Annotated in this window: 22 protein-coding genes; 15 read left to right on the forward strand and 7 right to left on the reverse strand. The window is 71.5% G+C overall.

The annotated features are described in order from the left end of the window. Positions 1 to 59: 59 nt before the first annotated feature. The 7 genes from EI169_RS00170 to mnhG all read left to right on the forward strand — a co-directional run bounded on the left by EI169_RS00170 (position 60) and on the right by mnhG (position 7,479). Positions 60 to 1,112: a LacI family DNA-binding transcriptional regulator gene (locus tag EI169_RS00170; protein WP_125129878.1), complete on the forward strand. Its 1,053-nt coding sequence runs from the start codon at positions 60 to 62 to the stop codon at positions 1,110 to 1,112. Between the two features lie 96 nt (positions 1,113 to 1,208). After that, entirely contained in the window at positions 1,209 to 4,145 is a 2,937-nt protein-coding gene (locus EI169_RS00175) for a Na+/H+ antiporter subunit A (RefSeq protein ID WP_125129880.1), read from the forward strand. Beyond that, complete coding sequence (locus EI169_RS00180; protein WP_125129882.1) at positions 4,145 to 4,687, forward strand: Na(+)/H(+) antiporter subunit C; 543 nt, start codon at positions 4,145 to 4,147, stop codon at positions 4,685 to 4,687. The genes EI169_RS00175 and EI169_RS00180 overlap by 1 nt, the downstream gene beginning before the upstream one ends. Then, the gene (locus EI169_RS00185; RefSeq protein ID WP_125129884.1) at positions 4,684 to 6,252 is read left to right on the forward strand and encodes a Na+/H+ antiporter subunit D; all 1,569 of its coding nucleotides are present in this window, start codon (positions 4,684 to 4,686) and stop codon (positions 6,250 to 6,252) included. The genes EI169_RS00180 and EI169_RS00185 overlap by 4 nt, the downstream gene beginning before the upstream one ends. Further along, on the forward strand, positions 6,249 to 6,815 hold the full coding sequence (locus tag EI169_RS00190; RefSeq protein ID WP_125129886.1) for a Na+/H+ antiporter subunit E: 567 nt from the start codon (positions 6,249 to 6,251) through the stop codon (positions 6,813 to 6,815). Before EI169_RS00185 ends, EI169_RS00190 begins: the two co-directional genes overlap by 4 nt. Next, the gene (locus EI169_RS00195; protein WP_125129888.1) at positions 6,812 to 7,081 is read left to right on the forward strand and encodes a monovalent cation/H+ antiporter complex subunit F; all 270 of its coding nucleotides are present in this window, start codon (positions 6,812 to 6,814) and stop codon (positions 7,079 to 7,081) included. The genes EI169_RS00190 and EI169_RS00195 overlap by 4 nt, the downstream gene beginning before the upstream one ends. Further along, on the forward strand, positions 7,078 to 7,479 hold the full coding sequence (mnhG, locus tag EI169_RS00200) for a monovalent cation/H(+) antiporter subunit G (RefSeq protein ID WP_125129891.1): 402 nt from the start codon (positions 7,078 to 7,080) through the stop codon (positions 7,477 to 7,479). The genes EI169_RS00195 and mnhG overlap by 4 nt, the downstream gene beginning before the upstream one ends. Here the strand turns inward: mnhG and EI169_RS00205 are convergent. Further along, a complete protein-coding gene (locus tag EI169_RS00205) occupies positions 7,425 to 7,760 on the reverse strand; it encodes a winged helix-turn-helix transcriptional regulator (protein ID WP_125129893.1) in 336 nt (111 codons plus the stop codon). The two genes, mnhG and EI169_RS00205, sit on opposite strands and share 55 nt — an antisense overlap. A gap of 14 nt (positions 7,761 to 7,774) precedes the next feature. Here EI169_RS00205 and EI169_RS00210 point away from each other — a divergent pair, with 14 nt between their 5' ends. Then, complete coding sequence (locus EI169_RS00210; RefSeq protein WP_125129895.1) at positions 7,775 to 8,227, forward strand: hypothetical protein; 453 nt, start codon at positions 7,775 to 7,777, stop codon at positions 8,225 to 8,227. A gap of 151 nt (positions 8,228 to 8,378) precedes the next feature. Here EI169_RS00210 and EI169_RS00215 read toward each other — a convergent pair whose 3' ends face one another. From EI169_RS00215 to argG, 4 genes are all read right to left on the reverse strand, one after another. Continuing rightward, on the reverse strand, positions 8,379 to 10,232 hold the full coding sequence (locus EI169_RS00215; protein ID WP_125129897.1) for a YhgE/Pip domain-containing protein: 1,854 nt from the start codon (positions 10,230 to 10,232) through the stop codon (positions 8,379 to 8,381). Continuing rightward, on the reverse strand, positions 10,229 to 11,065 hold the full coding sequence (locus tag EI169_RS00220) for a hypothetical protein (RefSeq protein WP_240640510.1): 837 nt from the start codon (positions 11,063 to 11,065) through the stop codon (positions 10,229 to 10,231). Before EI169_RS00220 ends, EI169_RS00215 begins: the two co-directional genes overlap by 4 nt. After that, positions 11,065 to 11,676 carry a TetR family transcriptional regulator gene (locus tag EI169_RS00225; RefSeq protein ID WP_125129899.1) on the reverse strand — a complete coding sequence of 204 codons (612 nt, stop codon included), beginning with the start codon at positions 11,674 to 11,676 and terminating at the stop codon, positions 11,065 to 11,067. The genes EI169_RS00220 and EI169_RS00225 overlap by 1 nt, the downstream gene beginning before the upstream one ends. A gap of 143 nt (positions 11,677 to 11,819) precedes the next feature. After that, the gene (gene argG, locus EI169_RS00230) at positions 11,820 to 13,262 is read right to left on the reverse strand and encodes an argininosuccinate synthase (RefSeq protein ID WP_125129901.1); all 1,443 of its coding nucleotides are present in this window, start codon (positions 13,260 to 13,262) and stop codon (positions 11,820 to 11,822) included. A gap of 357 nt (positions 13,263 to 13,619) precedes the next feature. Here argG and EI169_RS00235 point away from each other — a divergent pair, with 357 nt between their 5' ends. The 7 genes from EI169_RS00235 to EI169_RS00265 all read left to right on the forward strand — a co-directional run bounded on the left by EI169_RS00235 (position 13,620) and on the right by EI169_RS00265 (position 22,679). Continuing rightward, a complete protein-coding gene (locus EI169_RS00235; protein WP_125129903.1) occupies positions 13,620 to 14,600 on the forward strand; it encodes an ABC transporter substrate-binding protein in 981 nt (326 codons plus the stop codon). Between the two features lie 127 nt (positions 14,601 to 14,727). Continuing rightward, positions 14,728 to 16,320, forward strand: coding sequence for a sugar ABC transporter ATP-binding protein (locus tag EI169_RS00240; RefSeq protein ID WP_125129905.1), 1,593 nt, complete (start codon positions 14,728 to 14,730; stop codon positions 16,318 to 16,320). After that, positions 16,317 to 17,366, forward strand: coding sequence for an ABC transporter permease (locus EI169_RS00245; RefSeq protein WP_125129907.1), 1,050 nt, complete (start codon positions 16,317 to 16,319; stop codon positions 17,364 to 17,366). The genes EI169_RS00240 and EI169_RS00245 overlap by 4 nt, the downstream gene beginning before the upstream one ends. After that, positions 17,363 to 18,397, forward strand: a complete 1,035-nt coding sequence (locus EI169_RS00250; RefSeq protein WP_125129909.1) for a sugar ABC transporter permease YjfF — start codon at positions 17,363 to 17,365, stop codon at positions 18,395 to 18,397. The genes EI169_RS00245 and EI169_RS00250 overlap by 4 nt, the downstream gene beginning before the upstream one ends. Before the next feature lie 50 nt (positions 18,398 to 18,447). Further along, the gene (locus tag EI169_RS00255; protein WP_125129911.1) at positions 18,448 to 19,971 is read left to right on the forward strand and encodes a sugar ABC transporter ATP-binding protein; all 1,524 of its coding nucleotides are present in this window, start codon (positions 18,448 to 18,450) and stop codon (positions 19,969 to 19,971) included. Continuing rightward, positions 19,968 to 20,981 (forward strand): LacI family DNA-binding transcriptional regulator, encoded by a 1,014-nt coding sequence (locus EI169_RS00260; RefSeq protein WP_125129913.1) that lies wholly within the window; start codon positions 19,968 to 19,970, stop codon positions 20,979 to 20,981. Before EI169_RS00255 ends, EI169_RS00260 begins: the two co-directional genes overlap by 4 nt. Positions 20,982 to 21,410: 429 nt before the next feature. Next, positions 21,411 to 22,679: an IS256 family transposase gene (locus EI169_RS00265; protein WP_125129915.1), complete on the forward strand. Its 1,269-nt coding sequence runs from the start codon at positions 21,411 to 21,413 to the stop codon at positions 22,677 to 22,679. A gap of 251 nt (positions 22,680 to 22,930) precedes the next feature. Here EI169_RS00265 and EI169_RS16470 read toward each other — a convergent pair whose 3' ends face one another. Continuing rightward, complete coding sequence (locus EI169_RS16470) at positions 22,931 to 23,641, reverse strand: Pr6Pr family membrane protein (RefSeq protein ID WP_164515388.1); 711 nt, start codon at positions 23,639 to 23,641, stop codon at positions 22,931 to 22,933. Next, a complete protein-coding gene (locus EI169_RS00275; protein WP_125129917.1) occupies positions 23,638 to 24,357 on the reverse strand; it encodes a Pr6Pr family membrane protein in 720 nt (239 codons plus the stop codon). The genes EI169_RS16470 and EI169_RS00275 overlap by 4 nt, the downstream gene beginning before the upstream one ends. Positions 24,358 to 24,464 lie beyond the last annotated feature (107 nt).

Consider the following 24,464-nt stretch of genomic DNA (forward strand, 5'->3'; position numbering starts at 1 on the left):
CGCCGAATCGATTCGAGACGCGCCGCCGGGCGGTGACGGCCCCGGGGTACGATGCCGGGATGAAGGCGCGCCGAGCCACGATCAGCGACGTCGCCCGCGAGGCCGGCGTCGCGGCATCGACGGCGTCGGTGGTCTTCAGCGGCCGCATGCCGGTCTCGGATGCGACGCGTCAGCGGGTGCTCGACGCCGCCCAGCGGCTCGGCTACACCGGCCCCGACCCCCGCGCCGCGTCGCTGCGGCGCGGACGCTCGGGCATCGTCGCGGTCGTGCTCGAGGAGCGTCTGGGCGTCGCCTTCTCCGACCCGGTCATGACGCTGCAGATGGACGGCCTCACGGAGGGCGTCGCGCGCGTGGGCGCCGGCGTGCTTCTGCTGCGGGACGACCCGGATGCGCCAGGGGAGCCGTCGCTCACGACCGCGCCGCTGGATGCCGCCGTCCTCGTCGGCTGCAACGCGCGCACGCGCGAGTCGCTCGAGATCCTGCGCGCCCGAGACGTGCCGGTCGTCGTGATCGAGGGTGACGGCGGCCCGGGGGTCCCGCAGATCCGCCTGGACAATCGCGAGGCGCAGCGCCAGCTGGCGAGCCACCTCGCGGGCCTCGGCCACCGCCGCGTGGCGATCGTCACGCTCGGTACCACCGCCGAGCGGCGCCCCGGTTGGCTCGATGCGGAGGCCGAGCGCGACATCCGGGTCGAGGTCGCCGCCGACCGCCTCGCGGGCGCGCGGGACGTGTTCCCCGACGCGCCCGCGTACGCCGCCGGCGCGAGCCTGATCGACGAGGGGCTGGCCGCGGGCCGCGCAATCCTCGCGGCGTCAGGGGAGCGGCCGACCGCGGTGATCGCGCAGAGCGACCTGCTCGCCGCGGGCGTCATCCGCGCCGCCGAGGAGGCCGGGCTCCGCGTGCCCGACGACCTCAGCGTGACCGGGTTCGACGGTGTCGTGGTCGACGGTCTCGCGCCGTACGCGCTGACGACGGCGGTGCAGCCCGCGGTCGAGAAGGGACGCGCGGCGGGCGACGCCGTGGCCGCGATGCTCGACGGATCCACCGCCGCATCGCTGCTCTTCACCTGTACGTTCCGCGAGGGGAATACCACGTCGGCACCGCGCGGCTGAGGCTCCGCCGGCCCGTCGCGGACCGCGCGGCCCGTAGAATGGCCCCGACGACCTGAGAGCCCGGACCCCGTGCCTGTGAACCCCGAGGAGGCCGCCATGCTGCTGCTCCTCGGCGCGTTCGCAGCCCTTCCGCTCGCGCTCCCGTGGCTCGTGTCGCGGGTCGGCGCCCGCGCGTTCTACGTCGCGGCCGCGCTGCCGATGGTCGCGTTCGTGCACACCGTGCTGCTCTCGCCGCGCGTGCAGGCGGGCGACATTCCGTTCGAGACATACGCCTGGATCCCGTCGCTCCACATCGCGCTGTCGATGAGGATGGACACGCTGTCGTGGCTCCTCGCGCTCATCGTCACGGGTGTCGGCGCACTCGTGATGCTCTACTGCCGCTGGTACTTCCGCGGCAAGACGCAGGGGGTCGGGCAGTTCTCTGCCGTCCTGCTCGCCTTTGCCGGCGCGATGTACGGGCTCGTGCTGACCGACGACATCGTCGTGCTCGTGATGCTGTGGGAGATCACGAGCATCCTGTCGTATCTGCTCATCGGCTATTACCACGCCCGCGGTGCCAGCCGTCGCGCGGCCCTGCAGGCGCTGCTGGTGACGACGATCGGCGGCCTCGTCATGCTGGTCGGCGTGGTGCTCCTCGTCGTCGAGACCGGCACGACGAGCCTCTCGGCGATCCTGGATGCCGCGCCCACCGGCGCCGTCGTCGACGCGGCGCTCGTACTGATCCTCGTGGGGGCGTTGAGCAAGTCGGCGATCTTCCCCTTCCACTTCTGGCTGCCCGGCGCCATGGCCGCTCCGACGCCCGTGTCCGCGTACCTGCACGCGGCGGCGATGGTGAAGGCGGGGATCTACCTCATCGCGCGGTTCGCGCCGGTCTTCGCCTTCGCGGCGCCGTGGCGACCGATCGTCATCTCGCTCGGCGTGTTCACGATGCTCCTCGGCGGTGTGAAGGCGCTTCGCGAGAGCGACCTCAAGCGCGTCCTCGCCTTCGGCACGGTCAGCCAGCTCGGCTTCCTCACGGTCGTCCTGGGCTACGGGACGCAGGAGGCCGCGCTCGCGGGACTTGCTCTCCTCCTCGCCCACGCGCTGTTCAAGTCGTCGCTGTTCCTCGTCGTCGGCATCATCGACCGCCAACTGTCGACACGCGACATCTCCGAGCTGAGCGGCGTGTGGCGGCAGGCCCCGGTGCTCGCGGTGTCGTCGACGATCGCGGTGGCCTGCATGGCGGGCGTCATCCCCACGATCGGCTTCGTCGCGAAGGAGGGGGCGCTCGCGGGTCTCCTCGAGGAGGCCGCGCACGGGCAGGCGTGGGCGATCGTGGCGGTCGTGGGCGTCTCCGTCGGCTCGGTGCTCACCGCCGCCTACGGCCTGCGCTTCCTGTGGGGCGCGTTTGCGACCAAGCGCGACACCGACGGCGCGCGCCGCGAGCCGACGGAGTGGCCCGACCCGCCGTTCGGCTTCCTCGGCGCGCCCGTCGTCCTCTCGGCGCTCACCGTCGTCGCGGGCGTCGCGACGCCGTGGATCGACGCTGCGCTGCAGCCCTACGCCCGCACCGCCGCCCCGGCGAGCCCCGGGATGCCGGAGCCCGAGAAGGCGCCGTATCTCGCGCTGTGGCACGGGTTCGAACCGGCGCTGTGGATCTCGCTCGGCACGCTCGTCCTGGGCGTCGCCGTCTTCCTGCTGACGGCGCGCTCACGCCGGTTCGCGGCCGCACGGATCCTGCCGTTCACGGCCGTCGACGTGTACAACGGCACGCTCCGCGCCATCGCGCGGCTGTCGGTGTTCACGACCTCGCTCACGCAGCGCGGCTCGCTGCCGGTGTACGTCGGCACGATCTTCCTCGTCTTCGTCGCCGCCGAGGGCACCGCGGTGCTGGCGGCGCCGTCGTGGCGCGCGCAGCTGGACGCGTGGCAGTCGCCGACGCAGCTCGCCGTCGCCCCCGTCATGATCGCCGCGGGGATCCTCGCCGTGAACGCGCGCAAGCGCTACAGCGGCGTCGTGCTCGTGTCGGTCACCGGTCTCGGCATGGTCGTGCTGTTCGCGACGAGCGGTGCGCCCGACCTCGCGCTGACCCAGATCCTCATCGAAACGGTCACGCTCATCGCCTTCGCGCTCGTGCTCCGCCGCATCCCCGCGCGGATGGGGGAGCACAACGCGTCGGTGTGGCCCAAGGCGCGCGCCGTCCTGGCCGTCGCCTCCGGCCTCATGATGGGGCTCGTGGCGATCGTGGCCACCGGCGCGCGGGTCGAGCGGCCGATCTCCGAGGCGTGGCCGGTCCTGGCGTACGAGATCGGCCAGGGGCGCAACGTCGTCAACGTCGCCCTCGTCGACCTGCGCGGCTGGGACACGATGGGGGAGCTCTCGGTGCTCATCCTCGCCGCCACGGGAGTCGCCTCGCTCGTGTTCGTGACGCACCGCGCCGACACGCTGAGCGAGTTCACGCAGCCGCTGCCGCGGCTGTCGGCCCGTGGGCGCGCGCCGCTCGTCGAGACCGAGGACGGCCCGCGGCCGCGCACGCCCGACCTGCGGGGTCGCCCGCAGACGTGGCTGCTCGGCGGTCAGAAGGTCCGCCCGGAGAACCGCTCGCTGATCCTCGAGGTGATCGTGCGAGTGCTCTTCCACTCGATCGTCATCGTGTCGCTGTACCTGCTGTTCGCGGGCCACAACCTTCCCGGCGGCGGGTTCGCGGGGGGCCTCGTCGCCGGCATGGCGCTCGTCATGCGCTACGTCGCGGGCGGCCGCTACGAGCTCGGCGCCGCCGCGCCCACCGACGCGGGCCGCCTGCTCGGCGCCGGGATGCTCGTGGCCATCGCGTGCGCGATCGTGCCGCTGTTCTTCGGTCAGCCGCCGCTGACGAGCGCGTTCTTCGAGGCCGAGCTGCCCGTGCTCGGCCACGTCGAGTTCGTCACCTCGACGGTGTTCGACATCGGGGTGTACCTGGTGGTCATCGGTCTCGTGCTCGACGTGCTGCGCAGCCTCGGCGCCGAGGTCGACCGCCAGACGCAGGAGATGCGCGCCCAGGGGGTGCTGCCCTGATGAACGTGTCGCTCGTGCTCATCGTGATCATGGCCGTGCTCTTCGCGTGCGGCGTGTACGCGATGCTCGAGCGCAGTCTCACGCGTGTGCTCATCGGCTTCCTGCTCCTGGGCAATGCGGCGAACCTGCTCCTGCTGATCGTGCTCGGGCCGCCCGGCATCGCTCCCTTCTACGGCGACGAGGGGCGGGTGTCCGATCCGCTGCCGATGGCCCTCACCCTGACGGCCATCGTCATCACGTTCGCCGTGTCGGCGTTCCTCCTCGCCCTCATCTACCGGTCGTGGCAGCTCGGTCAGGCCGACACCGTGGTCGACGACGCCGAAGACGTCGCCCTGCGCGAGCGCCCCTCCGACGAGGACGAGATGGACATGGACGTCGAGGTCGACGACACCGACGACGACGCGACCACCGACTTCCTCGGCACCGACACGTCGCCGATCCGGATCCTCCGCAGCACCGACCTCGCCGGCATCCGCGACGAGGCGCCGGTCGACCGACCGGTCTGGCGCGATGTCGCCGACGACGGGGGAGAGGACCGATGAGCGCCCTCGTGCCCCTCCTCGTCACGCTGCCGCTCGCGGGCGCCGGCATCGCGCTCATCGCCGGGCGTCACCGCAAGACGCAGGTGGCGGTGTCGCTCGCGACGCTGACCGCGACGCTCGTGATCGCCGCGGTGCTGCTCGTGATCGTCGACGCCTCCGATACGCCGCTGGCGGTGTCGGTGGGCGGATGGCCGATCCCGTTCGGCATCGTGCTCTACGTCGACCGGCTCTCCGCGCTGCTCGTGGTCGTCTCGAGCCTCGTCCTCCTCGCGGTCCTGCTCTTCTCCGTCGGCCAGGGCGCCGCCGACGGCGACGACGAGACGCCCGTGTCGATCTTCCATCCGTCCTACCTGATCCTGTCCGCCGGGATCTTCACGGCCTTCATCGCGGGCGACCTGTTCAACCTCTACGTCGGGTTCGAGATCCTCCTCGTCGCGTCGTACGTGCTGATCACCCTGGGAAGCACGGAGTCGCGCATCCGCACGGGCGTCGTCTACATCGTCGTGTCGCTCGTGTCGTCGATCCTGTTCCTGGCCTCGATCGCGACGATCTACGGTGCCCTCGGGACTGTGAACATGGCGCAGCTGTCGGAGCGCATGAGTGAGCTGCCGCAGGAGACGCAGCTCGTGCTCCACCTCATGCTGCTGCTCGCCTTCGGCATCAAGGCGGCCGTCTTCCCGCTGTCGTTCTGGCTTCCCGACTCCTACCCGACGGCGCCCGCACCGGTCACGGCGGTCTTCGCGGGACTGCTGACCAAGGTCGGCGTCTACGCGCTCATCCGCACCGAGACGCAGATCTTCCGCGACAACGACGTGAACGTGCTCCTGCTGGTGGTCGCCCTCGCCACGATGATCGTCGGGGTGCTCGGCGCGCTCGCGCAGGCCGAGCTCAAGCGCATCCTGTCGTTCACGCTCGTGAGCCACATCGGGTACATGGTGTTCGGCCTCGCGATCGCGACCCCGGTGGCGATCGGGGCCACGATCTACTACACCGTGCACCACATCGTCGTGCAGACGACGCTGTTCCTCGCGGTGGGACTCGTCGAGCGCCGGGCCGGCAGCACGTCGATCCTGCGCGTGCGCGGTCTCATGCGCGCGGCGCCCGTGCTCGCGGTGCTGTACTTCATCCCGGCCGTGAACCTCGGCGGGCTCCCGCCCTTCTCGGGGTTCATCGGGAAGTACGGGCTGTTCGAGGCGGCTGCCCAGGTCGGCACGCCACTCATGATCGTGCTGATCGTCGGCGGCATCGTGACATCGCTGCTGACCCTCTACGCGCTCATGCGCGCGTGGAACCTCGCGTTCTGGCGCGAGGAGGAGGACTCCGCCGAGACCGAGGCGCGGATCTCCTACCTCGGCTCCGCACCCGCGGCGGCCCTCATGACCGAGCGCCGCTCGATCCCGCGCGTCATGACGGCGGCGACGGCCGGCATGGTCGCGGTGACCGTCGCGCTGACCGTCTTCGCAGGCCCGCTCTACGACGTGTGCACGCGCATCGGCCAGACCCTCCTCGAGCCGATCACCGTCGTGCAGGTGGAGAACGGCCTCGAGAGCGGGGGTCAGCGATGAGGTCACGCCGTGACGTCCTGCGTGCGCTGTGGCGCCAGCTGCCGTTCTTCGTGTGGCTCGTGGCCCTGTGGATGCTGCTGTGGCAGCAGCTGACCGTGCTGTCGCTGCTGACCGGCATCGTGGCCGCCGTCTTCGTCACGCGCGTGTTCCGGCTGCCGCCGGTGCAGCTGTCCGGTCGTCTCAACCTGCTCTACGGCGTCGTGTTCGTCGTGGCATTCCTCGCCGACGTCGTGCGCGGCTCGCTCATCGTCGCCGCCCAGGTGCTCGACCTCCGGCGTCAGCCCGGTGCCGCCATCATCGCGGTGCCGCTGCGCACCGACGACGACCTCATCATGAGCCACACCGCCGTCACGGCCTCGCTCATCCCGGGGTCGCTCATCCTCGAAGCCGACCGCGACCGCCGCATCCTGTACCTGCATGTGATCGGGGTGCGCTCGAACACCGATCTGGAGCGGCAGCGACGCAGCGTCCTGGCGTGGGAGCGACGGATCGTGCAGGCGGTCGGATCGCCCGCGCAGCTCGTGCAGGTCGGCGTGCGGCCCGCGGAAGGAGCGAGCCGATGAACGTGCTCCTCATCGTCATCTACGCGGTGTTCGCGGTCGCCGCGATCCTCACGCTGTGGCGTATCGTCGTCGGGCCGTCGATCCTCGACCGCGCCGTCGCATCCGATGTGCTCCTGACGGAGGTGATGTGCGTGCTGGGCGCGGAGATGGCCATCAACCAGCACACGCGGACGCTGCCGGTCATGCTCATCATCGCCGCGGTCGGCGTATTCGGCTCGGTGTCGATCGCCCGCTTCGTCGCACGGAAGGACAACGCCGACCGATGAGCGTGCTCGCCGCCCTGGGGTCGGATGCGCCGACCACCCCGCTCGACGCCTGGATCGACGGCGCCGCGCTCGTGCTGATCCTCGTCGGGGCGCTCCTGTGCCTGACCGCGGCGATCGGCGTGCTGCGGTTCCGTGACGTGCCCACACGCCTGCACGCGGCCACCAAGCCGCAGGTGCTCGGGCTGATCGTCATCTGCCTCGCGATCGCGCTCTCGCTGCGGTCGTGGCCGGTCGTCGCGTTCCTCGTGCCCATCGTGGTGATCCAGCTGGCGACGGCGCCGCTGTCGGCGCACATGGTAGGGCGGCAGGCCTACCGCAACGATACGGTCGAGCGTTCGAGCCTCTACGCCGACGAGCTGCGCGACGAGCGCGAGACGCCGCCCGCCTCCGGCGGCTGAACGGCGTCGTCCCCGACGATCTCCGTCGCGTGCACGCTGATCCACTCGAGCAGCGGCAGCATGTGCGTCATGAGGTCGCGGCCGCGATCGGTGAGCCGGTACTCGACGTGCGGCGGCACCGTGGGAAGTGACGTGCGCGACACGAGGCCGTCGGTCGTGAGGGTGCGCAGCGTCGTGGCGAGCATCTTCTCGCTGATGCCCGCGACGTCACGGCGCAGCTGCCCCCACCGGCGCGTCCCCTCGCTCAACTCCGACAGCACGAGAACGCCCCACCGGCTCATGACGTGGTCGAGCGGTGCTGCTGCGCAACAACTGGTACATCGAGAACTACGCGCGCGACGTGGCGACCGCGGCCGAGACCGGCCGCATCACCGCGGCCGTCGGCGACGCGAAGGTGGCCGGCGCCGCGCGGGTCGACTTCGCCGCGGCCGCCGCCGTCGCGATCACCGACGACGCCTACCTCGGCCGCACCCTCGAGCTGGCCGGCGACGTGCCGTTCTCGTACGCCGACCTCGCGGCCGCCGCATCCGAGATCCACGGTCGTGAGGTCGTGTACGACGCGGTGACCCCCGAGCAGCTGCGCGCGAACCTCCTCGGCTTCGGGCTCGACGAAGGCACCGCGGGCTTCGTCGTCGCCCTCGACGAGGGCATCGCGGCGGGCGCGCTGGACTCCGACGACCACACGCTGTCGCAGGTCATCGGCCGCCCGACCACCCCGCTGGCCGAGGCCCTCCGCGCCGCGCTCTGACCGGAACCGGCAGCACGAATTCAGGCTGCGCACCCGATCCGGCCCGTCCGATCGCACGGACGGGCCGGGTCGCGGCTTCTCAGCCTGAATTCGTGCGGGGGCGGTGGGCCGGCGCGCGCGGCGTTTCAGCCTGAATTCGTGCGCGGGCGGATCAGCCGATGACGCTCGGCTGGAGGTCGCGGAGCGTGCGGTGGCGCGTCATGCGGCCGACGCCGAGGGCTGCGACGAGGCCCGCGCCCACGAGCCACACGCCCAGCACCGCGAGGTCGATGCCGACGCGGGAGAGGTCGCCGCCGTACATGACCTGCCGCATCGCATCGACGACGTATCCCATCGGCAGCACGTGGTGCAGCGCCGCGAGCGGAGTCGGCAGCGTCTGCCATGGGAACGTGCCGCCGGCCGTGACGAGCTGCAGCACCATGAGCACGAGCCCGAGGAACTGCCCGACCGACCCGAGCCACACGTTCAGCGCCAGCACGATCGCCGCGTACGTCGCGGTCGCCAGCAGCAGGATGCCGAGGGTCGCGAGAGGGTTCGCGAACGAGAAGCCGAGCGCCAGCGCGAGCACCGCGAACAGGCCCAGCATCTGCACGCCGCCGAGCATCGCGGGGGTGAGCCATCCGGCGAGCGTTACGCGAAGCGGGTCGTGGAGGGCCGTCACCGCACGACGCGACACCGGCTTCACGATGAGGAACAGCGCGTAGATCCCGATCCAGCCCGCGAGGGCGGCGAAGAAGGGGGCGAGGCCGGCGCCGTAGTTCTGCGCCTGGGCGAGCGCGCCGGACACGACATCGATCGGGTCGGAGAGCGTCTGCGCCTGGGCCGTGCGCGTCGCCTCGTCGGTGTCGGGGATCTGCTGCACCCCCGAGGCGAGGCCCTGCTGCAGCTGCGTCGCGCCGCTCGAGAGCTGCCCGAGCCCGTCGTCGAGCTGCGTCGCGCCGCTCGAGAGCTGTGCCGCGCCGTCGGCGGCGGATGCGGCGCCCGACGCGAGCGTCGCACTCCCCGACGCGAGGGCGGCGCTGCCGGAGGCCACCTGCGCCGCGCCGGCGTCGAGCCGGTCGATCTGCCCGGCGGCGTCCTGCACGCGGCCGTTCGCGGTGGCGAGGCGGTCGCCGATCGGATCGAGCCGCGCGAGCACGGCGTCGATCTGCGCCGGGTTGAGGCCCGCATCCTGCAGCAGCCGCGCGATGTCGGTGCGCGCGACCGGCAGCTGGTTCGCCGCATCCTGCGACGCGCTCGCGACGCGGCGGGCGATCCGGTCGAGCTGCGCGGTACCGCTGGACACCTGCGCGGCGCCGTCGGAGAGCCTCGCGGCGCCGTCGGCGAGCTGCGACGCGCCGTCGCGCAGCTGCGCGGTGCCGCTGGCGAGCGCCTGGGCCCCCTCGGCGAGGCGCCCGCTGCCTTCCTCAGCGGTGCCGAGCCCGTCGACGAGCTGCTGCGCGCCGTCGGCGGCGTCGGAGAGCTGCACGCGGATCGTGTTGAGCGCGTTCAGCAGCGTCAGACCCGCCTCGTCGGCGACCTTCTGCGCGACGGTCTGCTGGATGCGCGCAACGGCCTGTGAGCCGATCGTGGAGGCGAGGTAGTTGTTGGCGTCGTTCGTGCGCAGCTGCAGACCCGCTTGGCGCGGCGCGTCGGAGGAGATCGAGGCGATCGCGGCGGAGAAGTCGGCGGGGATCTCCACGGTGAAGTCGTACGTCCCGTCCGACAGCCCCTGCTCGGCCGCGGCCGCGTCGACCCGGTGCCACTGGAACGCGTCGCCGCCGAGGAGCTCGCCGGCGACCTCGTCGCCGAAGTTGCGCTGCTCGCCGTTGACGGTCGCGCCCTGATCCTCGACCACGAGGGCGACCGGCACGCGCGACAGGTTGCCGTACGGGTCCTGGTTGGCCCACAGGTAGAGCCCGCCGTACAGGATGGGCACGGCCAGCAGCGCGATGAGCGCGATGAGCGACATGCGGGTGGAGGTCAGCCGCCGCAGCTCGGCGGCGATCATCTGCGGCACTCTCATGCGCGCTCCTGCTCGGGGTCGGGGGTGTCGTCCGCCGAGTCACCATCGTCGCGTCGGCTCACCATGTCGGCGGCCTCGGCGGGGTGGTGAGTCGGCGGCGCGATGGTGTCTGGGTGATCCGCGGATGCGTCGGGCTCGGGCTCGGGGACGGGCTCGGGCTCGGGCTCGGGCGTCTCCTCGGGCGGCGAGGGCGCCTCGGCCGCCGGCGCGGGCGCGGGCTCGGGCGTCTCCTCGGGCCCGTCGGCGGCGAGGCCGAGGGCGGTGCGCGAGGCGACGCCCGCGATCACGAGGACGGCGAACCCGCGGTCGGCGAACTCCTCCGCGAGGCGCCACCACACGGCCGGTTCACCGCCGTGCCGGTCGGGGGACGCGAGCACGAGGGCGCGCACGCCTGGGCGGAGCGCCGCGAGCTCGAGCAGGATGCGCAGCCGCGCGGCGGGCGCGACCTCGCCGATCGGCACACCGGCGATGTCGCCGAGCCCGAGGTCGTCGAGCCAGCGGCGGGCGGCGAACGGGTTCGGCGCGGAGCCGGCGAACATGAGCTCCTCCGCGACCACGCCGGCGACGGCGACGTTCGGCTCGGGCTCCGACACGTCCAGCGCGTCGACGAGGGCGACCGTGCGGCGCAGCGCCGCCGCATCCGCCCGCCCGTCGATCGTGACCGTGCCGGCGTCGGGGCGCATGCGTCCGGACGCGAGGAGGCCGAGCACCGTCGGGCGCTGTTCGGTCTCGGCGACGGCGAGGGTCGCCGCGCCGGTGCGGTACGCGAGGGTCGTCGGCGGCAGCGCGCGGCCGTCGCGCCCCTTTGCGACTTCGTGCAGGGCGATCTCCATCACGCCTCCAGATCCGGATGCTGCGCCAGCAGGGCGGCGGCCTCGGTCCACGAGAGTCCCGCGATGCTCAGGACCGCCCGCACCGCGACGGAGCGCGCGGTGGCGGACGCCGCATCCACGCGCGCGACCACCATGCGGCCGGTCTCCTCGATGAGCCGCGCGAGGGTGGGCGCGGGGAGGTCGGTGCGCAACTCCCCGCTCTCCTGCCCGCGGCGCACGATGGCGTCGATGCGGCGGCGCAGCGGCGCGAGGGCCGCGGAGGTCTCGGCGACGTGCGCGTCATCGAGCGCGATGGCGGCCGCGGCCTGCACATGGGCGGCCTCGGCCCACAGCCGGGAGGCGAGGCGCGCGAGCGCGACGCGGCTGTCGGCGTCGTCCACCTCCTCCGCGATCGCGTTGAAGCGGGCGGCGCCGGTCGCGAGCACTTCGCGCACGAGCTCGTCCCGGTCGACGAAGTGCCCGTACACGGCGCGGCGGGTGAGGCCGGCGCGGCGTGCGATCGCGTCGAGCGACGCGCGGGGGTCGGACGCGATCGCGTCGGCGGCCGCGCTCAGGATGCCCGCGCGGTTGGCGCGCGCGTCACTCCGTCGCGAGGAGGTGGTCGAGGTCACCCCGCCACTCTATCGGAAGTTGCACACTTATGTGCAACTTCCGATCGCAGCCCCCACCCTCGCCCGTCGAGTGTCCACGACACGCCGACACGCGGGAAACGGCGTGTGGCGGACACTCGACCGCGATGGCGCGGGGTGGGGCGTCAGTCGGTGCCGGCGTCGAAGGCGGCGGCTTCGCCCGCGGCATCCGTCGCGTCGGCGAGGGCCTCGTCGTCGGCGGTGCGGGGCGTCGCCGACTCCGTGATCTCCTCGGCCTCGCCCGCCGTGACGCGTCCGACGAGATCGCCGGTCGGGCCGCCGATGAGGCCGAGGCCCGCGTACTGCTCGAGGCGCGTGCGCGAGTCGGCGATGTCGAGGTTGCGCATCGTGAGCTGGCCGATGCGGTCGACGGGGCCGAACGCGGCGTCGCCGACGCGCTCCATCGAGAGCTTTTCGGGGGAGTACGACATGTGCGGCGCCGTGGTGTCGAGGATCGTGTAGTCCTCGCCGCGCCGCAGGCGCAGGGTCACCGAGCCGCTGATCGTCGAGCCGACCCACTTCTGGATCGACTCGCGCAGCATGAGCGACTGCGGCTCGAGCCAGCGGCCCTCGTACATGAGCCGGCCGAGGCGCCGGCCCTGCTCGTGATAGGTCGCGAGCGTGTCCTCGTTCAGGATGCTGTTGACCAGGCGCTCGTACGCGATGAAGAGCAGCGCCATGCCCGGCGCCTCGTAGATGCCGCGCGACTTCGCCTCGATGATGCGGTTCTCGATCTGGTCGCTCATGCCGAGGCCGTGGCGGCCGCCGATCGCGTTGGCCGCGCGCACGAGCTCCACGGGATCGGCGTACTCGGTGCCGTCGATCGCGACCGGCCGGCCGCCCTCGAACGTGATCGTGACGTCTTCGGGCGCGATCTCGACCGCGGGGTCCCAGAAGCGCACGCCCATGATCGGATCGACGGTCTCCAGCGACACGTCCAGGTGCTCGAGCGTCTTGGCCTCGTGCGTCGCACCCCAGATGTTCGCGTCGGTCGAGTACGCCTTCTCGACGCTGTCGCGGTAGGGGAAGCCGTGTGCGACGAGCCACTCGCTCATTTCCTTGCGGCCGCCGAGTTCGGTGACGAAATCGGCGTCCAGCCAGGGCTTGTAGATGCGCAGCGCGGGGTTCGCGAGCAGGCCGTAGCGGTAGAAGCGCTCGATGTCGTTGCCCTTGTAGGTCGAGCCGTCGCCCCAGATGTCGACGCCGTCCTCCTTCATCGCCCGAACGAGGAGCGTGCCGGTCACCGCGCGACCGAGGGGAGTCGTGTTGAAGTAGGTGCGACCGCCCGAGCGGATGTGGAACGCCCCGCACGCGAGGGCGACGAAGCCCTCTTCGACGAGGGCGGTCTTGCAGTCGACCAGGCGCGACACCTCGGCGCCGTACTGCGTCGCACGGCCGGGGATCGACGCGATGTCGTCCTCGTCGTACTGGCCGAGGTCGCCCGTGTAGGTGCACGGCACTGCGCCCTTGTCGCGCATCCACGCGACGGCGACGGAGGTGTCGAGTCCTCCCGAGAACGCGATGCCGACGCGCTCGCCGACGGGGAGGGACTGCAGCACCTTGGACATGCTTCCCAGTCTATTTGGGCCCGGACGACCGCCACGAAGCGGGACGGCGTCCGCCGCGGCGGCCGCGTCGACCCGCGCAGCGTCTCGACACGCGGATGCAGCGGCCCGCCGCATCCGCTGCACCGGTGCGCCGTCGCAGTGACCGATGACATGGTCACGATGTGATTGCTCACATCCGTGATCCGCGGCAATCACTCGCCTGTGAAACGCACCAGCCTTCGCAGGGCCGTTATGTAACTGTTACCGCTCACATCTTGCTGTGATGCCAAATGTGAAGGCTAACATTCGAGCCAGAGGACGCCACGGCGGCGTCCACTCCCCGGCGGAGAGCCGGACCCGAACGAGGAGGTTTTGGGAATGAAGAAGAAGTTCCTGGCGGCCGTGGCCGTCCTGGGGGCCATCGTCCTGACGGCGACCGGTTGCGCCGGCGGAGCCGGTGCGGGCGGCAACGGCGGCGGGGGAGACGACGTCATCACCGTCGGCTTCGCGCAGACCGGATCCGAGTCCGGCTGGCGCGCGGCGAACACGGAGTCGATGAAGGAGGCCTTCTCGGCCGAGAACGGCTTCGACCTGAAGTTCAACGCGGCCGACAACAAGCAGGAGGCACAGATCGCGGCCGTCCGCAATTTCATCAACCAGGGCGTCGACGCGATCGTCATCGCTCCGATCACGGTCGACGGCTGGGACGACGTGCTCAAGGAGGCCAAGGACGCCGGCATCCCGGTGATCCTCGAAGACCGCACGGTGTCGGCGAGCGATGACCTCTACGCCTCGTGGGTCGGCCTCGACTTCGAGCAGGAGGGCAAGACCGCCGGCGAGTGGGTCAAGACCAACTTCGACGGCAAGGGCGCGAACCTCGTCGTCCTCGAGGGCACCACGGGCTCGTCGGCGGCGCTCGACCGGGCGACCGGCTTCAACGAGGCGATCGAGGGCACCGACATCAACGTGCTCGACTCGCAGACCGGTGACTTCACCCGCGACGGCGGCAAGAAGGTCATGGAGGGCTACCTCCAGAAGTACGGCAAGGAGATCAACGTCCTCTTCGCGCACAACGACGACATGGGCCTGGGCGCCCTCGACGCCATCAAGGCGGCCGGCCTCGTGCCCGGCAAGGACATCCAGATCGTCACGATCGACGCGGTCAAGGACGGCATGACGGCTCTCGCCAACGGCGAGTTCAACTTCATCGTGGAGTGCAACCCGCTGCTCGGCGAGCAGGCCGCCGAACTCGTGAAGAAGGTCGTGGCGGGCGAGTCGGTCGAGAAGTCCTACATCGTCGAGGACCAGTCCTTCACGCCCGAGCAGGCCGCCGAGGTCCTGGACTCGCGTCCGTACTGAGCCTCGCTCACCCCGTGCTCGCCGGGTGCCGCCCCACCGGCCCCGGCGAGCACGGCCCTCGCATCGCCGCGGCACCGCCGCTGCAGCCGCGGCGATGCCGCCGCACGAGTCATCTAGGAGTCCGCGCATGACCGACGACATCGTCGCCGTTCTCGACACCACCCCGCGGGTCGGCCCCGACCCCGTCGCGCTCCTGCGCGGCATCACGGTCGAATTCCCCGGCGTGAAGGCGCTCGACGGAGTCGACCTCACCCTCCGCCCCGGCGAGGTCCACACCCTCATGGGCGAGAACGGCGCGGGGAAGTCGACGCTCATCAAGGCGCTCACGGGCGTCTACACCGTCTCGGCCGGCACGATCACGGTCTCGGGCCAGGAGCGGGTCTTCCGCACCACCGCCGACGCCGAGGCCGCGGGCATCTCCACGGTGTACCAGGAGGTCAACCTCTGCACGAACCTGTCGGTCGGCGAGAACGTCATGCTCGGCCACGAGGTGCGCCGGGCGGGCTTCATCGACTGGCGTGCCACCCACCGCGAGGCGGCGCGCTACCTCGGCCGGCTCGGCCTCGACATCGACACGCGCTCGATCCTCGGCACGCACTCGATCGCGGTGCAGCAGCTCGTCGCGATCAGCCGCGCGACGGTCTCCGACGCCAGCGTGCTCGTGCTCGACGAGCCGACCTCGAGCCTGGACCGCAGCGAGGTGGAGCAGCTCTTCGCCGTCGTGCGGGGCCTGCGCGACCGGGGCGTGGCCATCCTGTTCGTGACGCACTTCCTCGACCAGGTGTACGAGATCTCCGACCGCCTCACGGTGCTGCGCAACGGCCGGCTCGTGGGGGAGTACGCGATCGACGAGCTGCCGCGCGGCGAGCTGATCGCCAAGATGATCGGCCGCGAGCTCGACGAGCTCGAGGCCCTCTCGCGCACGTCCGAGCGCGAGATCGACCGATCGGATGCGGCGGTGCTCTCGGCCCGCGGCATCGGCCGCAAGGGCGTGCTCGAGCCCGTCGACCTCGAGGTGTTCGACGGCGAGGTGGTCGGCATCGCCGGACTCCTCGGATCCGGACGCACCGAGCTCGTGCGCCTCCTGTACGGTGCCGACCGCGCCGACACCGGCGCGCACCTGGTCCGCGGTCAGGGCGCGCGCATCACGACGCCGCGCCACGCCATCGACCGCCGCATCGCGTTCTCGTCGGAGGACCGCCGTGCGGAGGGCATCATCGCCGACCTCACAGTGGCGGAGAACATCATCCTCGGCATCCAGGCCAAGCGCGGGGCGCTGCGGCCCATGAGCCGCGGCGAGAAGGACGCGATCGTGCAGGAGTACATCGCGGCCCTGGGCGTGCGCCCCGCCGACCCGCACGCGCTGATCCGGAACCTCTCCGGCGGCAACCAGCAGAAGGTGCTCCTCGCACGCTGGCTCGCCACCGCGCCCCAGCTGATCATCCTCGACGAGCCCACGCGCGGCATCGACGTCGGCGCGAAGGCCGACATCCAGCGCAAGGTCGCGGAGCTGTCGGCCCAGGGGCTCGGCGTCGTCTTCATCTCGTCCGAGCTCGAAGAGGTCGTGCGCATCGCGCAGCGCATCGTCGTCCTGCGCGACCGTCGTAAGATCGGCGAGCTGGACGCCACCCAGGTGGACGTCGACGACCTCGTCGCCGTCATCGCCGAAGAGTCCCGCGAGACGGAGCCGTCTCGCCAGAGCCCGGAGAACGCGGCATGAGATCGACAGTGACCGGGGTGCTGCGGCACCGACTCGTGTGGCCCATCGCGGCCCTGCTCGTCCTCGTGATCGTCAACACGATCGCGCGGCCGTCCTTCATCGCGGTGACCGTGCAGGGCGGACAGCTCTACGGCCCGCTCATCGACATCCTGCGCAACAGCGCACCGTTGATGCTCGTGGCGCTGGGCATGACGCTCGTGATCGCGACGCGCGGCATCGACCTGTCGGTCGGCGCCATCATGGCGGTGTCGGGGGCGGTCGCCCTGACCTACATCTCCTCGTCCGCCGACCCCGGATCGCTCGCGACGGTCCTCATCGGCATCTCGCTCGGCGTGCTCGTCTCGCTCGTGCTGGGCGTGTGGAACGGCTTCCTCGTGTCGGTCGTGGGCGTCCAGCCGATCATCGCGACGCTCGTCCTCATGCTCGCCGGGCGCGGCGTGGCGCTGCTCATCACGGGCGGGTTCATCACCACGATCACGAGCGACCCCTACCGCTTCATGGCGCAGGGCTACCTGCTGGGCCTGCCGTTCGCCTTCTACGTGTCGGTCGTGGCGATCGCCCTCGTCGCGATCCTCGAGCGCCGCACGGCGCTCGGCGTGCTCACCGAGGCGGTGGGCATCAACCCCGAGGCCAGCCGCCTCGCCGGAGTGCGCTCGCGCGGCATCGTGTGGGGCGCCTACGCGGCGAGCGGGCTGCTCGCCGGATTCGCGGGCATCCTGTACTCCTCGAACATCATGGCCGCCGACGCCAACGCGGCCGGCCTGTACATCGAGCTCGACGCGATCCTCGCCGTCGTGCTGGGCGGCACGAGCCTCATGGGCGGCAAGTTCACGATCGCCGGAACGGTGGTCGGCGTCTTCACGATCCAGACCCTCAAATCGACGATCACCTTCCTCGGCGTCCCGCCCGCGATCAGCCCGCTGTTCCTCGCGATCGTCGTGGTCATCGTCGTGCTCGTCCAGTCGCCGCGCACACGCGGCTACCTCGCCCGCGCCGCGGCAGCCGTCCGGCGCAGCCCCTCGACCCGGGCGGAGGCCGCCTCATGACCAGCGCGACCGCATCCGAGCTCGACGGCCGGCGCACCGGCGCGGGCGCCGTCATCCAGCGCTTCCGCAGCCGCCACGCCTCGTGGGTGCCGGTGTTCGGCGCGCTCGTCATCCTCGTGGTGATGATCGCCGGGGCGCAGGCCTACTTCGGCAACTTCCTCACCCCGCGGGTGCTCTCGGCCGTGCTGCTGGACAACGCGTACCTGCTCGTCCTCGCCGTCGGCATGACCTTCGTGATCCTCACCGGCGGCATCGACCTGTCGGTCGGCGCGGTCATGGCGTTCACCGGCATGCTCGGGGCGAGCATGCTGAGCCAGGGCCTGCCGGTCGCCGTCGCCGTGCCGGTGATGCTCGTGATCGGGGCCGCGATGGGCCTCGCCGTGGGCATCATGGTCCAGTTCTTCGGGGTGCAGCCCTTCATCGCCTCGCTTGCGGCGATGTTCGCCGCGCGCGGGCTGGCGTTCATGGTGAGCCTGTCCTCGATCAAGGTCGAGGACCCGGCGATCCTGTGGCTGCAGTCCACGCGCATCCAGGGCGCGCCGGGCAGCTTCTACATCACGCCGACCGGCATCATCGCGCTCGCCGTCGTCGTCATCGGGGTGCTCGTGCTGCAGTTCACGCGTTTCGGCCGCACGATCTACGCGATCGGCGGCAACGAGCAGTCCGCGCGCCTCATGGGCCTGCCCGTCGTCCGCACGAAGCTCCTGGCCTACGTCATCAGCGGCGTGTGCGCGGGCCTGGCCGGCGTCATCTTCACGGCCTACACCGGGGCGTCGTACCCGCTGAACGGCATCGGCACCGAGCTCGACACGATCGCGGCGGTCGTCATCGGCGGGACGCTCCTCACCGGCGGCAGCGGCTTCGTTCTCGGCTCGATGATCGGGGTGTTCGTCTACGGCACGATCAAGACCGTCATCTCCTTCCTCGGCGTCGAGCAGTCGTGGACCCGGATCACGATCGGCGCGCTGCTGCTGGTGTTCGTCGTCATGCAGCGGGTGATCGTGGCCCGCTCGGGCGCGGCGCGCCGCTGATCCGACGGCGCGGACGGGGAGGTGAGCGCACCGACGGCATGATGGTCGGTATGAGCACGCGACCGCGGACGGTCGCACCGGTGGTGGAGATCACCGGTGCGACCGTCCGTTTCGGCGCGGAGACGGCGCTCGACGGCGTCGACTTCCGGCTGCTGCCCGGCGAGGTGCACAGCCTCATGGGCGAGAACGGCGCCGGCAAGTCCACGCTGATCCGCGCGCTCACGGGCGCGATTCGGCTGGATGCCGGCGACATCCGCGTCGGCGGGCAGCCGGTGCGCTTCACGTCGCCGGCGTCGTCGCTCGCGGCGGGCATCAGCGCCGTCTACCAGGAGATCGACCTGCTGCCGAACCTCACGGTGGGGGAGAACATCCTGCTCGGCCGCGAGCCCCGGCGCTTCGGCGCGATCCACTGGCGCGCGCTCCACGCGCGGGCGGGCGAGATCCTCGCCGACCTCGGCGTGCCGGTCGATCCCCGCAGCGTCCTCGGATCCCACTCGCTCGCGGTGCAGCAGCTCGTGGCGATCGCGCGCGCCATCTCGGTCGACGCGCGCGTGCTGATCCTCGACGAGCCGACCTCGAGCCTCGACCTCGACGAGGTGGCGGAGCTCTTCCGCGTCATGCGCGACCTGACCGCGCGCGGCGTCGCGATCCTGTTCGTGTCGCACTTCCTCGACCAGGTGTACGAGATCTGCGACCGCATCACGGTGCTGCGCGGCGGCCGGTTCATCGGCGAGTACGTGCCGAGCGAGCTGCTGCGCATCGACCTCGTCGAGAAGATGCTCGGACGCTCGTCGCGCGAGATGGAGGTGCCCGAGCGCGTCGACGTCGCTCCCGAGGCGCCGTCGGTACTGTCGGCGCGCGACGTGTCGTCGGCGCCCGGGCTGGTCGCCGCCGACCTGAGCCTCGCCGAGGGCGAGGTGGTGGGGCTCGCGGGCCTGCTCGGCTCGGGCCGCACCGAGCTCGCCCGCGTCGTGACGGGCATCGACCGGCCGGATGCGGGGGAGCTGCGCGTGGCCGGAGACCGCGTCGAGTTCGCGACCCCGCGCCGGGCGATCGCGCGCGGCATCGTGTACTCGTCGGAGAACCGGCGCACCGAGGGCATCATCGGCGACCTCAGCGTCATGGAGAACATCACGCTCGCGCTGCAGGCCGAGCGCGGCATCCTGCACCGCCTGTCGCGGGCGCGGCGGCGCGAGCTCGCCCACAGCTGGATCGAGGCGCTCGACATCCGGCCCGCCGATCCCGACCGGCCGGCGTGGACGCTGTCCGGCGGCAATCAGCAGAAGGTGCTCCTCGCGCGCCTGCTCGCGCTGTCGCCGCGCGTGCTCGCGCTGGACGAGCCGACGCGCGGCATCGACGTGGGCGCGAAAGTCGAGATCCAGCGCCTCGTCGCCGAGCTCGCCGACAACGGGCTGTCGGTCCTGTTCATCTCGGCGGAGCTCGAGGAGGTGCTGCGGGTGTCGCAGCGCGTCGCGGTGCTGCGCGGCGGGCGGGTCGTCGAGAACCTGCCGGCCGAGGCGCTCACCGTCGATTCGCTCATGGCGCTCGTCGCGCGGCCCGAGGACGCTCCGTGAGCGAGGAGCGCGGCGCGAAGTCCGCGAACATCTTCGACGTCGCGCGCCTGGCCGGCGTGTCGCACCAGACGGTGTCGCGCGTGCTCAACGACCTGCCGAACGTGCGGCCGGCTACGCGTGCCCGCGTCGAGCAGGCGATGGCGCAGCTGAGGTACAGCCCGTCGCCCGCGGCCCGGGCCCTCGTGACGCGTCGCACGCGCACGATCGGACTCGTCACCCCGGGATCGGCCGAGTACGGACCGACGTCGATCGCGATCAACTTCACCGTCGCCGCCCGCTCGGAGCGGTACTCCGTCGACACGGTCGCCGCCCCCGACCCCACCCCCGCTGCGATCCGCGACACGATCGAGGGCCTCCTGCGCCAGCGGGTCGATGCGATCGTGCTCATCGTCGCGGATGTCGCCGTGCTCGACGTCGTGCGCGGCCTGGATCTGAGCGTGCCGGTCGTGGCGGCCGCGGCGACGCAGCGCCGCCACCCGCAGCTCGTGTCGATCGACCAGTACCGCGGTGCCCGCAGCGCCGTGCGCCACCTGGCCGAGCTCGGCCACACGCGGATCCTCCACATCGCGGGGCCGCCGCGCAACCCCGACGCGCTCGAGCGCATCCGCGGCTGGCGCGACGAGCTCGCCGCGCGCGGACTCGTCGCGGCGGCTCCGGTCCACGGCGACTGGTCGGCCGCGAGCGGCGCGGACATCGGCGGGTCGCTGCCCCTCGAGCCGGGCGACGCCGTGTTCGTCGCGAACGACCACATGGCGATCGGCCTGCTCTCGGCCCTGCGCGGTCGCGGCCTGGACGTGCCGGCCGACATCGCGGTGGTCGGCTTCGACGACGTGCCGGAGGCCGCCTACCTCGCGCCGCCGCTCACGACCGTCCGGCAGGACTTCCAGGCGCTCGGCGAGCTCATGATGCAGAAGGTGCTCGTCGCGGTGGAGGAGCCCGACGGGCTGACGGAGGACACCCCCATCGCCACGCACCTCGTCGTCCGCGAGTCCACGCGCCCCGCGCGCTGACCCGCGCGGCGGAAGGCGCAGCGCGGACGCTGTGGCGGAAGGCAGCGGCCCGGGCCCACCGCACGTATTCAGGCTGCCGGCGCCGATATCGGCCGAATCCCGCCCCTCAGCGGGGTGCCGCCAGCCGCCAGCCTGAATACGTGTCGCGGTCGTGGGGGTGGCGACGAGGGCGGCGGCGGGCTGACTCCGTGATCCGGCCGTCCGGGCGCAGCGGCCCGGGCTTCGGGTGGCAGGTCGTGTCGCCTGAACCCGCCGCATCCGGCACGACCTGCCCCCCGAACGCCCCCCGGCGCAGGGCAGAGCGCGGGCCCACGGCTGAGTCCCTTAGCGTGGTGTCACTTCCCGCGGGGTTCTCGTCGTCGTAGGCGATGAAGGGCCACCGTGGGATGACCAGTTGTTTCCGCCAAGAAGCAAAGAAGAGATCCCACGATGACCCACCACCAGTCTGCCTTGACGACTCTGATCGGCGAAGTCCTTGCCGACCCCGACCTGGCTCACTCGGACGTGTTCCGTCGGATGCTGCAGGCGGGCCTGCAGGACCTGATCAACGCGGAAGCGACCGTGAAGATCGGCGCGGCCCCGCATGAGCGCACCCCTGAGCGCACCACACGCCGCAACGGCACCCGACCCAAGACGCTGGCGACCCCGGCCGGGGAGGTGGACCTGCAGATCCCGAAGCTGCGGGAGGGGTCGTTCTTCCCGAGCCTGCTGCACCCGCGTCGCCGGGTCGATAAGGCCCTCTACGCCGTGATCTGCCAGGCATGGATCGACGGGGTCTCCACCCGCAAGGTCGACCAGCTGATCCGCGCGCTGGGCAACGACACCGGCATCTCCCGGTCGACGGTCTCTCGGATCTGCTCAGAGATCGACGAAACCGTGCACGAGTTCCTGCACCGCCGACTCGATCACACCTGGTTCCCGTACCTGTTCCTCGACGCCACCTACCTCGACGTCCGCCACCGCGGCCGCGTCGTCTCCCAAGCCCTCGTGGTCGCCACCGGCGTCAGCGGCGACGGGCGCCGCGAGATCCTCGGCATGAGCCTCGGGGATGCGGAGACCACCGACTTCTGGACCGAGTTCCTCCGCAGCCTGCGCGACCGGGGACTGAAGGTCGCCACCGACGCCGATCCGCTCGGCGTCGCCCTGGTCACCTCCGATGCCCACGCCGGCCTGAAAGCCGCGATCAAGGCGATCCTGCCCGGATCCGGGTGGCAGAGATGCCGAGTCCATTTCGCCCGCAACGTCACCCAGAAGCTCGGCTCGGCCCGCTCCAAGCCCGTCAACGCGCTGATCTCGACGATCTTCGCGCAGACCACCTCCGAGGCGGTGCTTGCCCAATACAAAGCCGTCGCGGACAGCCTGCGCAGCTCCTTCCCGGAGGTCGCCGAGATGCTCGAGGCCGCCGAACCCGACCTCACCGCGTTCGCACCACTACCCCGCGAGCACTGGCAGAAAGTCTGGTCCAACAACCCCATCGAACGCCTCAACCGCGAGATCAAACGCCGCGCCGACGTCGTCCAGATCTTCCCCGACCAAGGCTCCGTGACCCGCCTGATCGGCGCCGTCATCCAAGAGCAGCACGAGGAATGGTCCTACGGCGAACGCCGCTACTTCTCCGACATCTCCATGCGCAAACTCGTCCACACCCTCCACGACCACGCAGAGCCGGCACGCCCCGAGCTCTACCTCACCGCCTGACCACCACCCACCACAGGGAACAACTGGAGTGACACCACGCAAAGGGACTTGACCGGGCCCACCGCACGTATTCAGGCTGCGGCAGCCGACAACGGCCGAATTCGGCCCCTCCAGCCGACCCGGCCGGGTCTCAGCCTGAATACGTGTCGGGGCCGCCGTGTCGGGGCCGCCGTGTGGGGCCGCCGTGCCGAGGCCGCGGTGTCGGGGGCGCAGCGGAGCCGTGCGCCCGGAGCCAGGACGAGCGCGGCGGGTCAGATGCGGATGCGGCGGGCGCGCAGCCGCAGCACCGCCACGACGCCGAACGCCACGGCGAGGATGCCCGCCGCGATCGCCGCGATGTACGTCCACACTCCGCCCCACCCGGCCGGCCCGTACGGGTCGAGGAACGGGTACGGGTACCAGTACGGCGTGCCCGACGCCGGGGCGGTGATGAACGGCGCGCGCACGAGCGTGTAGACGATCCACGCGAGCGGGAACAGCAGCGCCGCGAACGCCGCGCGCCAGCGCAGCATCCGATGTCCGGGTCCCGCGACGAGATCCAGCAGCAGGAGGAGCGGCGCGGCCACGTGCATCACCTCGTTCGCCCAGCGCACGGTGTCGGGGCCGATCGAGATCGCGCGCAGCAGCACGTTGTAGACGACGCCCGTGATGAGCATGTACGTCGTCACGCACGCGAACGCGGTCGTGAGCCCGCGCGGATCGAGGCTCGTCCGGCGTTCCCGCGGCAGGCGTGCGAGCCCCGCCCACGCCAGTACGACGACGGTCGCCGCGTTCGAGAGGATCGTGAAGTAGCTGAAGAAGTTCGCGGCCGCCGTCGGGACGTGGTGGCCGGATGCGGCGGCGCTCCCGATCGTCGAGAACCCTTGGGCGACGATCGCCGCCGCCACCACGCCGGCCGCCACGAGCCTGACCGCGGTCCACGCCGTCGGGGCGGCGCGCCCGGCGGGCGCGGAGGAGGTCACGAGTGCGCGGCTGCCGCCGCATCCGCGGTCGTCGTGCGCGTGCGCCCGACCCACACCGCGAAGAAGCCGATCGCGATGATCACGAGTGCGATCACGATGACGTACCCGAGCACGCCCCAGCCACCGCCGGCCACCGTCGTCCAGTTGAGGAACGGATATGGCCACCAGCCCGGCTCGTCGGTGGTCGGGTTGATCACGAGCGGTGCGCGCACGAGCGTGTAGACGACCCACGCGATGGGGAAGGCGACGACCGCCCACACCGCCGTGTAGTCGAGCCGCCGTCGCCGCGGCGCGAACAGCAGATCCGCAAGAAGGAACAGCGGCACCCACACGTGCAGCAGCTCGTTCGACCACGGCACCGTCGCGCCCTGCGGCAGCGGGATGTTGCGCAGCAGCGTGTTGTAGACGATGCCGGTCACGAGCATGTAGGTCGTGACGCTCACGAGGAGCACGGCGTACCACCGGGGCTCCACCGTCTCCCGTCGGCCCTGCGTGAAGAACAGGACGGCGCCGATCACGAGCGTCACGCACGCGCCGACGTTCGAGAGGATCGTGAAGAAGCTGAAGAAGTTCGTGATGACGGTCGCGAGATCGTCGCCCGCCCGCAGCGTCGCGCCGACGGTGCGGATCAGCTGGCCGATGACCGCCGCGACCACGGCGGCCGCGGCCACCAGCCGCAGCGCCGCCCACGTCGCCGCCCATGCGCGCGAATTCATGCGCTCACTGTATTGCGGCGACGGCGGATGCGGGGGCTCGGCCGCGCGGCAGGCATCGACGCGGCACGGAATGTACACCGAAGCTTGTCGTTCGGGCGAAATGGACA

This window comes from Microbacterium sp. 10M-3C3 (genome assembly GCF_003931875.1).
Classification (GTDB): domain Bacteria; phylum Actinomycetota; class Actinomycetes; order Actinomycetales; family Microbacteriaceae; genus Microbacterium.

What these genes read in the sequence shown, in the direction of transcription:
- mnhG (WP_125129891.1), top strand. Translation starts at nt 7,078, where the DNA reads ATGAGCGTGCTCGCCGCCCTGGGGTCGGATGCGCCGACCACCCCGCTC.
- EI169_RS00170 (WP_125129878.1), top strand. Translation starts at nt 60, where the DNA reads ATGAAGGCGCGCCGAGCCACGATCAGCGACGTCGCCCGCGAGGCCGGC.
- EI169_RS00275 (WP_125129917.1), bottom strand. Translation starts at nt 24,357, where the DNA reads ATGAATTCGCGCGCATGGGCGGCGACGTGGGCGGCGCTGCGGCTGGTG.
- EI169_RS00245 (WP_125129907.1), top strand. Translation starts at nt 16,317, where the DNA reads ATGAGATCGACAGTGACCGGGGTGCTGCGGCACCGACTCGTGTGGCCC.
- EI169_RS00175 (WP_125129880.1), top strand. Translation starts at nt 1,209, where the DNA reads ATGCTGCTGCTCCTCGGCGCGTTCGCAGCCCTTCCGCTCGCGCTCCCG.
- EI169_RS00185 (WP_125129884.1), top strand. Translation starts at nt 4,684, where the DNA reads ATGAGCGCCCTCGTGCCCCTCCTCGTCACGCTGCCGCTCGCGGGCGCC.
- EI169_RS00205 (WP_125129893.1), bottom strand. Translation starts at nt 7,760, where the DNA reads ATGAGCCGGTGGGGCGTTCTCGTGCTGTCGGAGTTGAGCGAGGGGACG.
- EI169_RS00180 (WP_125129882.1), top strand. Translation starts at nt 4,145, where the DNA reads ATGAACGTGTCGCTCGTGCTCATCGTGATCATGGCCGTGCTCTTCGCG.
- EI169_RS00240 (WP_125129905.1), top strand. Translation starts at nt 14,728, where the DNA reads ATGACCGACGACATCGTCGCCGTTCTCGACACCACCCCGCGGGTCGGC.
- EI169_RS00255 (WP_125129911.1), top strand. Translation starts at nt 18,448, where the DNA reads ATGAGCACGCGACCGCGGACGGTCGCACCGGTGGTGGAGATCACCGGT.
- EI169_RS00220 (WP_240640510.1), bottom strand. Translation starts at nt 11,065, where the DNA reads ATGGAGATCGCCCTGCACGAAGTCGCAAAGGGGCGCGACGGCCGCGCG.
- EI169_RS00235 (WP_125129903.1), top strand. Translation starts at nt 13,620, where the DNA reads ATGAAGAAGAAGTTCCTGGCGGCCGTGGCCGTCCTGGGGGCCATCGTC.
- argG (WP_125129901.1), bottom strand. Translation starts at nt 13,262, where the DNA reads ATGTCCAAGGTGCTGCAGTCCCTCCCCGTCGGCGAGCGCGTCGGCATC.
- EI169_RS00265 (WP_125129915.1), top strand. Translation starts at nt 21,411, where the DNA reads ATGACCCACCACCAGTCTGCCTTGACGACTCTGATCGGCGAAGTCCTT.
- EI169_RS00195 (WP_125129888.1), top strand. Translation starts at nt 6,812, where the DNA reads ATGAACGTGCTCCTCATCGTCATCTACGCGGTGTTCGCGGTCGCCGCG.
- EI169_RS00215 (WP_125129897.1), bottom strand. Translation starts at nt 10,232, where the DNA reads ATGAGAGTGCCGCAGATGATCGCCGCCGAGCTGCGGCGGCTGACCTCC.
- EI169_RS00190 (WP_125129886.1), top strand. Translation starts at nt 6,249, where the DNA reads ATGAGGTCACGCCGTGACGTCCTGCGTGCGCTGTGGCGCCAGCTGCCG.
- EI169_RS00250 (WP_125129909.1), top strand. Translation starts at nt 17,363, where the DNA reads ATGACCAGCGCGACCGCATCCGAGCTCGACGGCCGGCGCACCGGCGCG.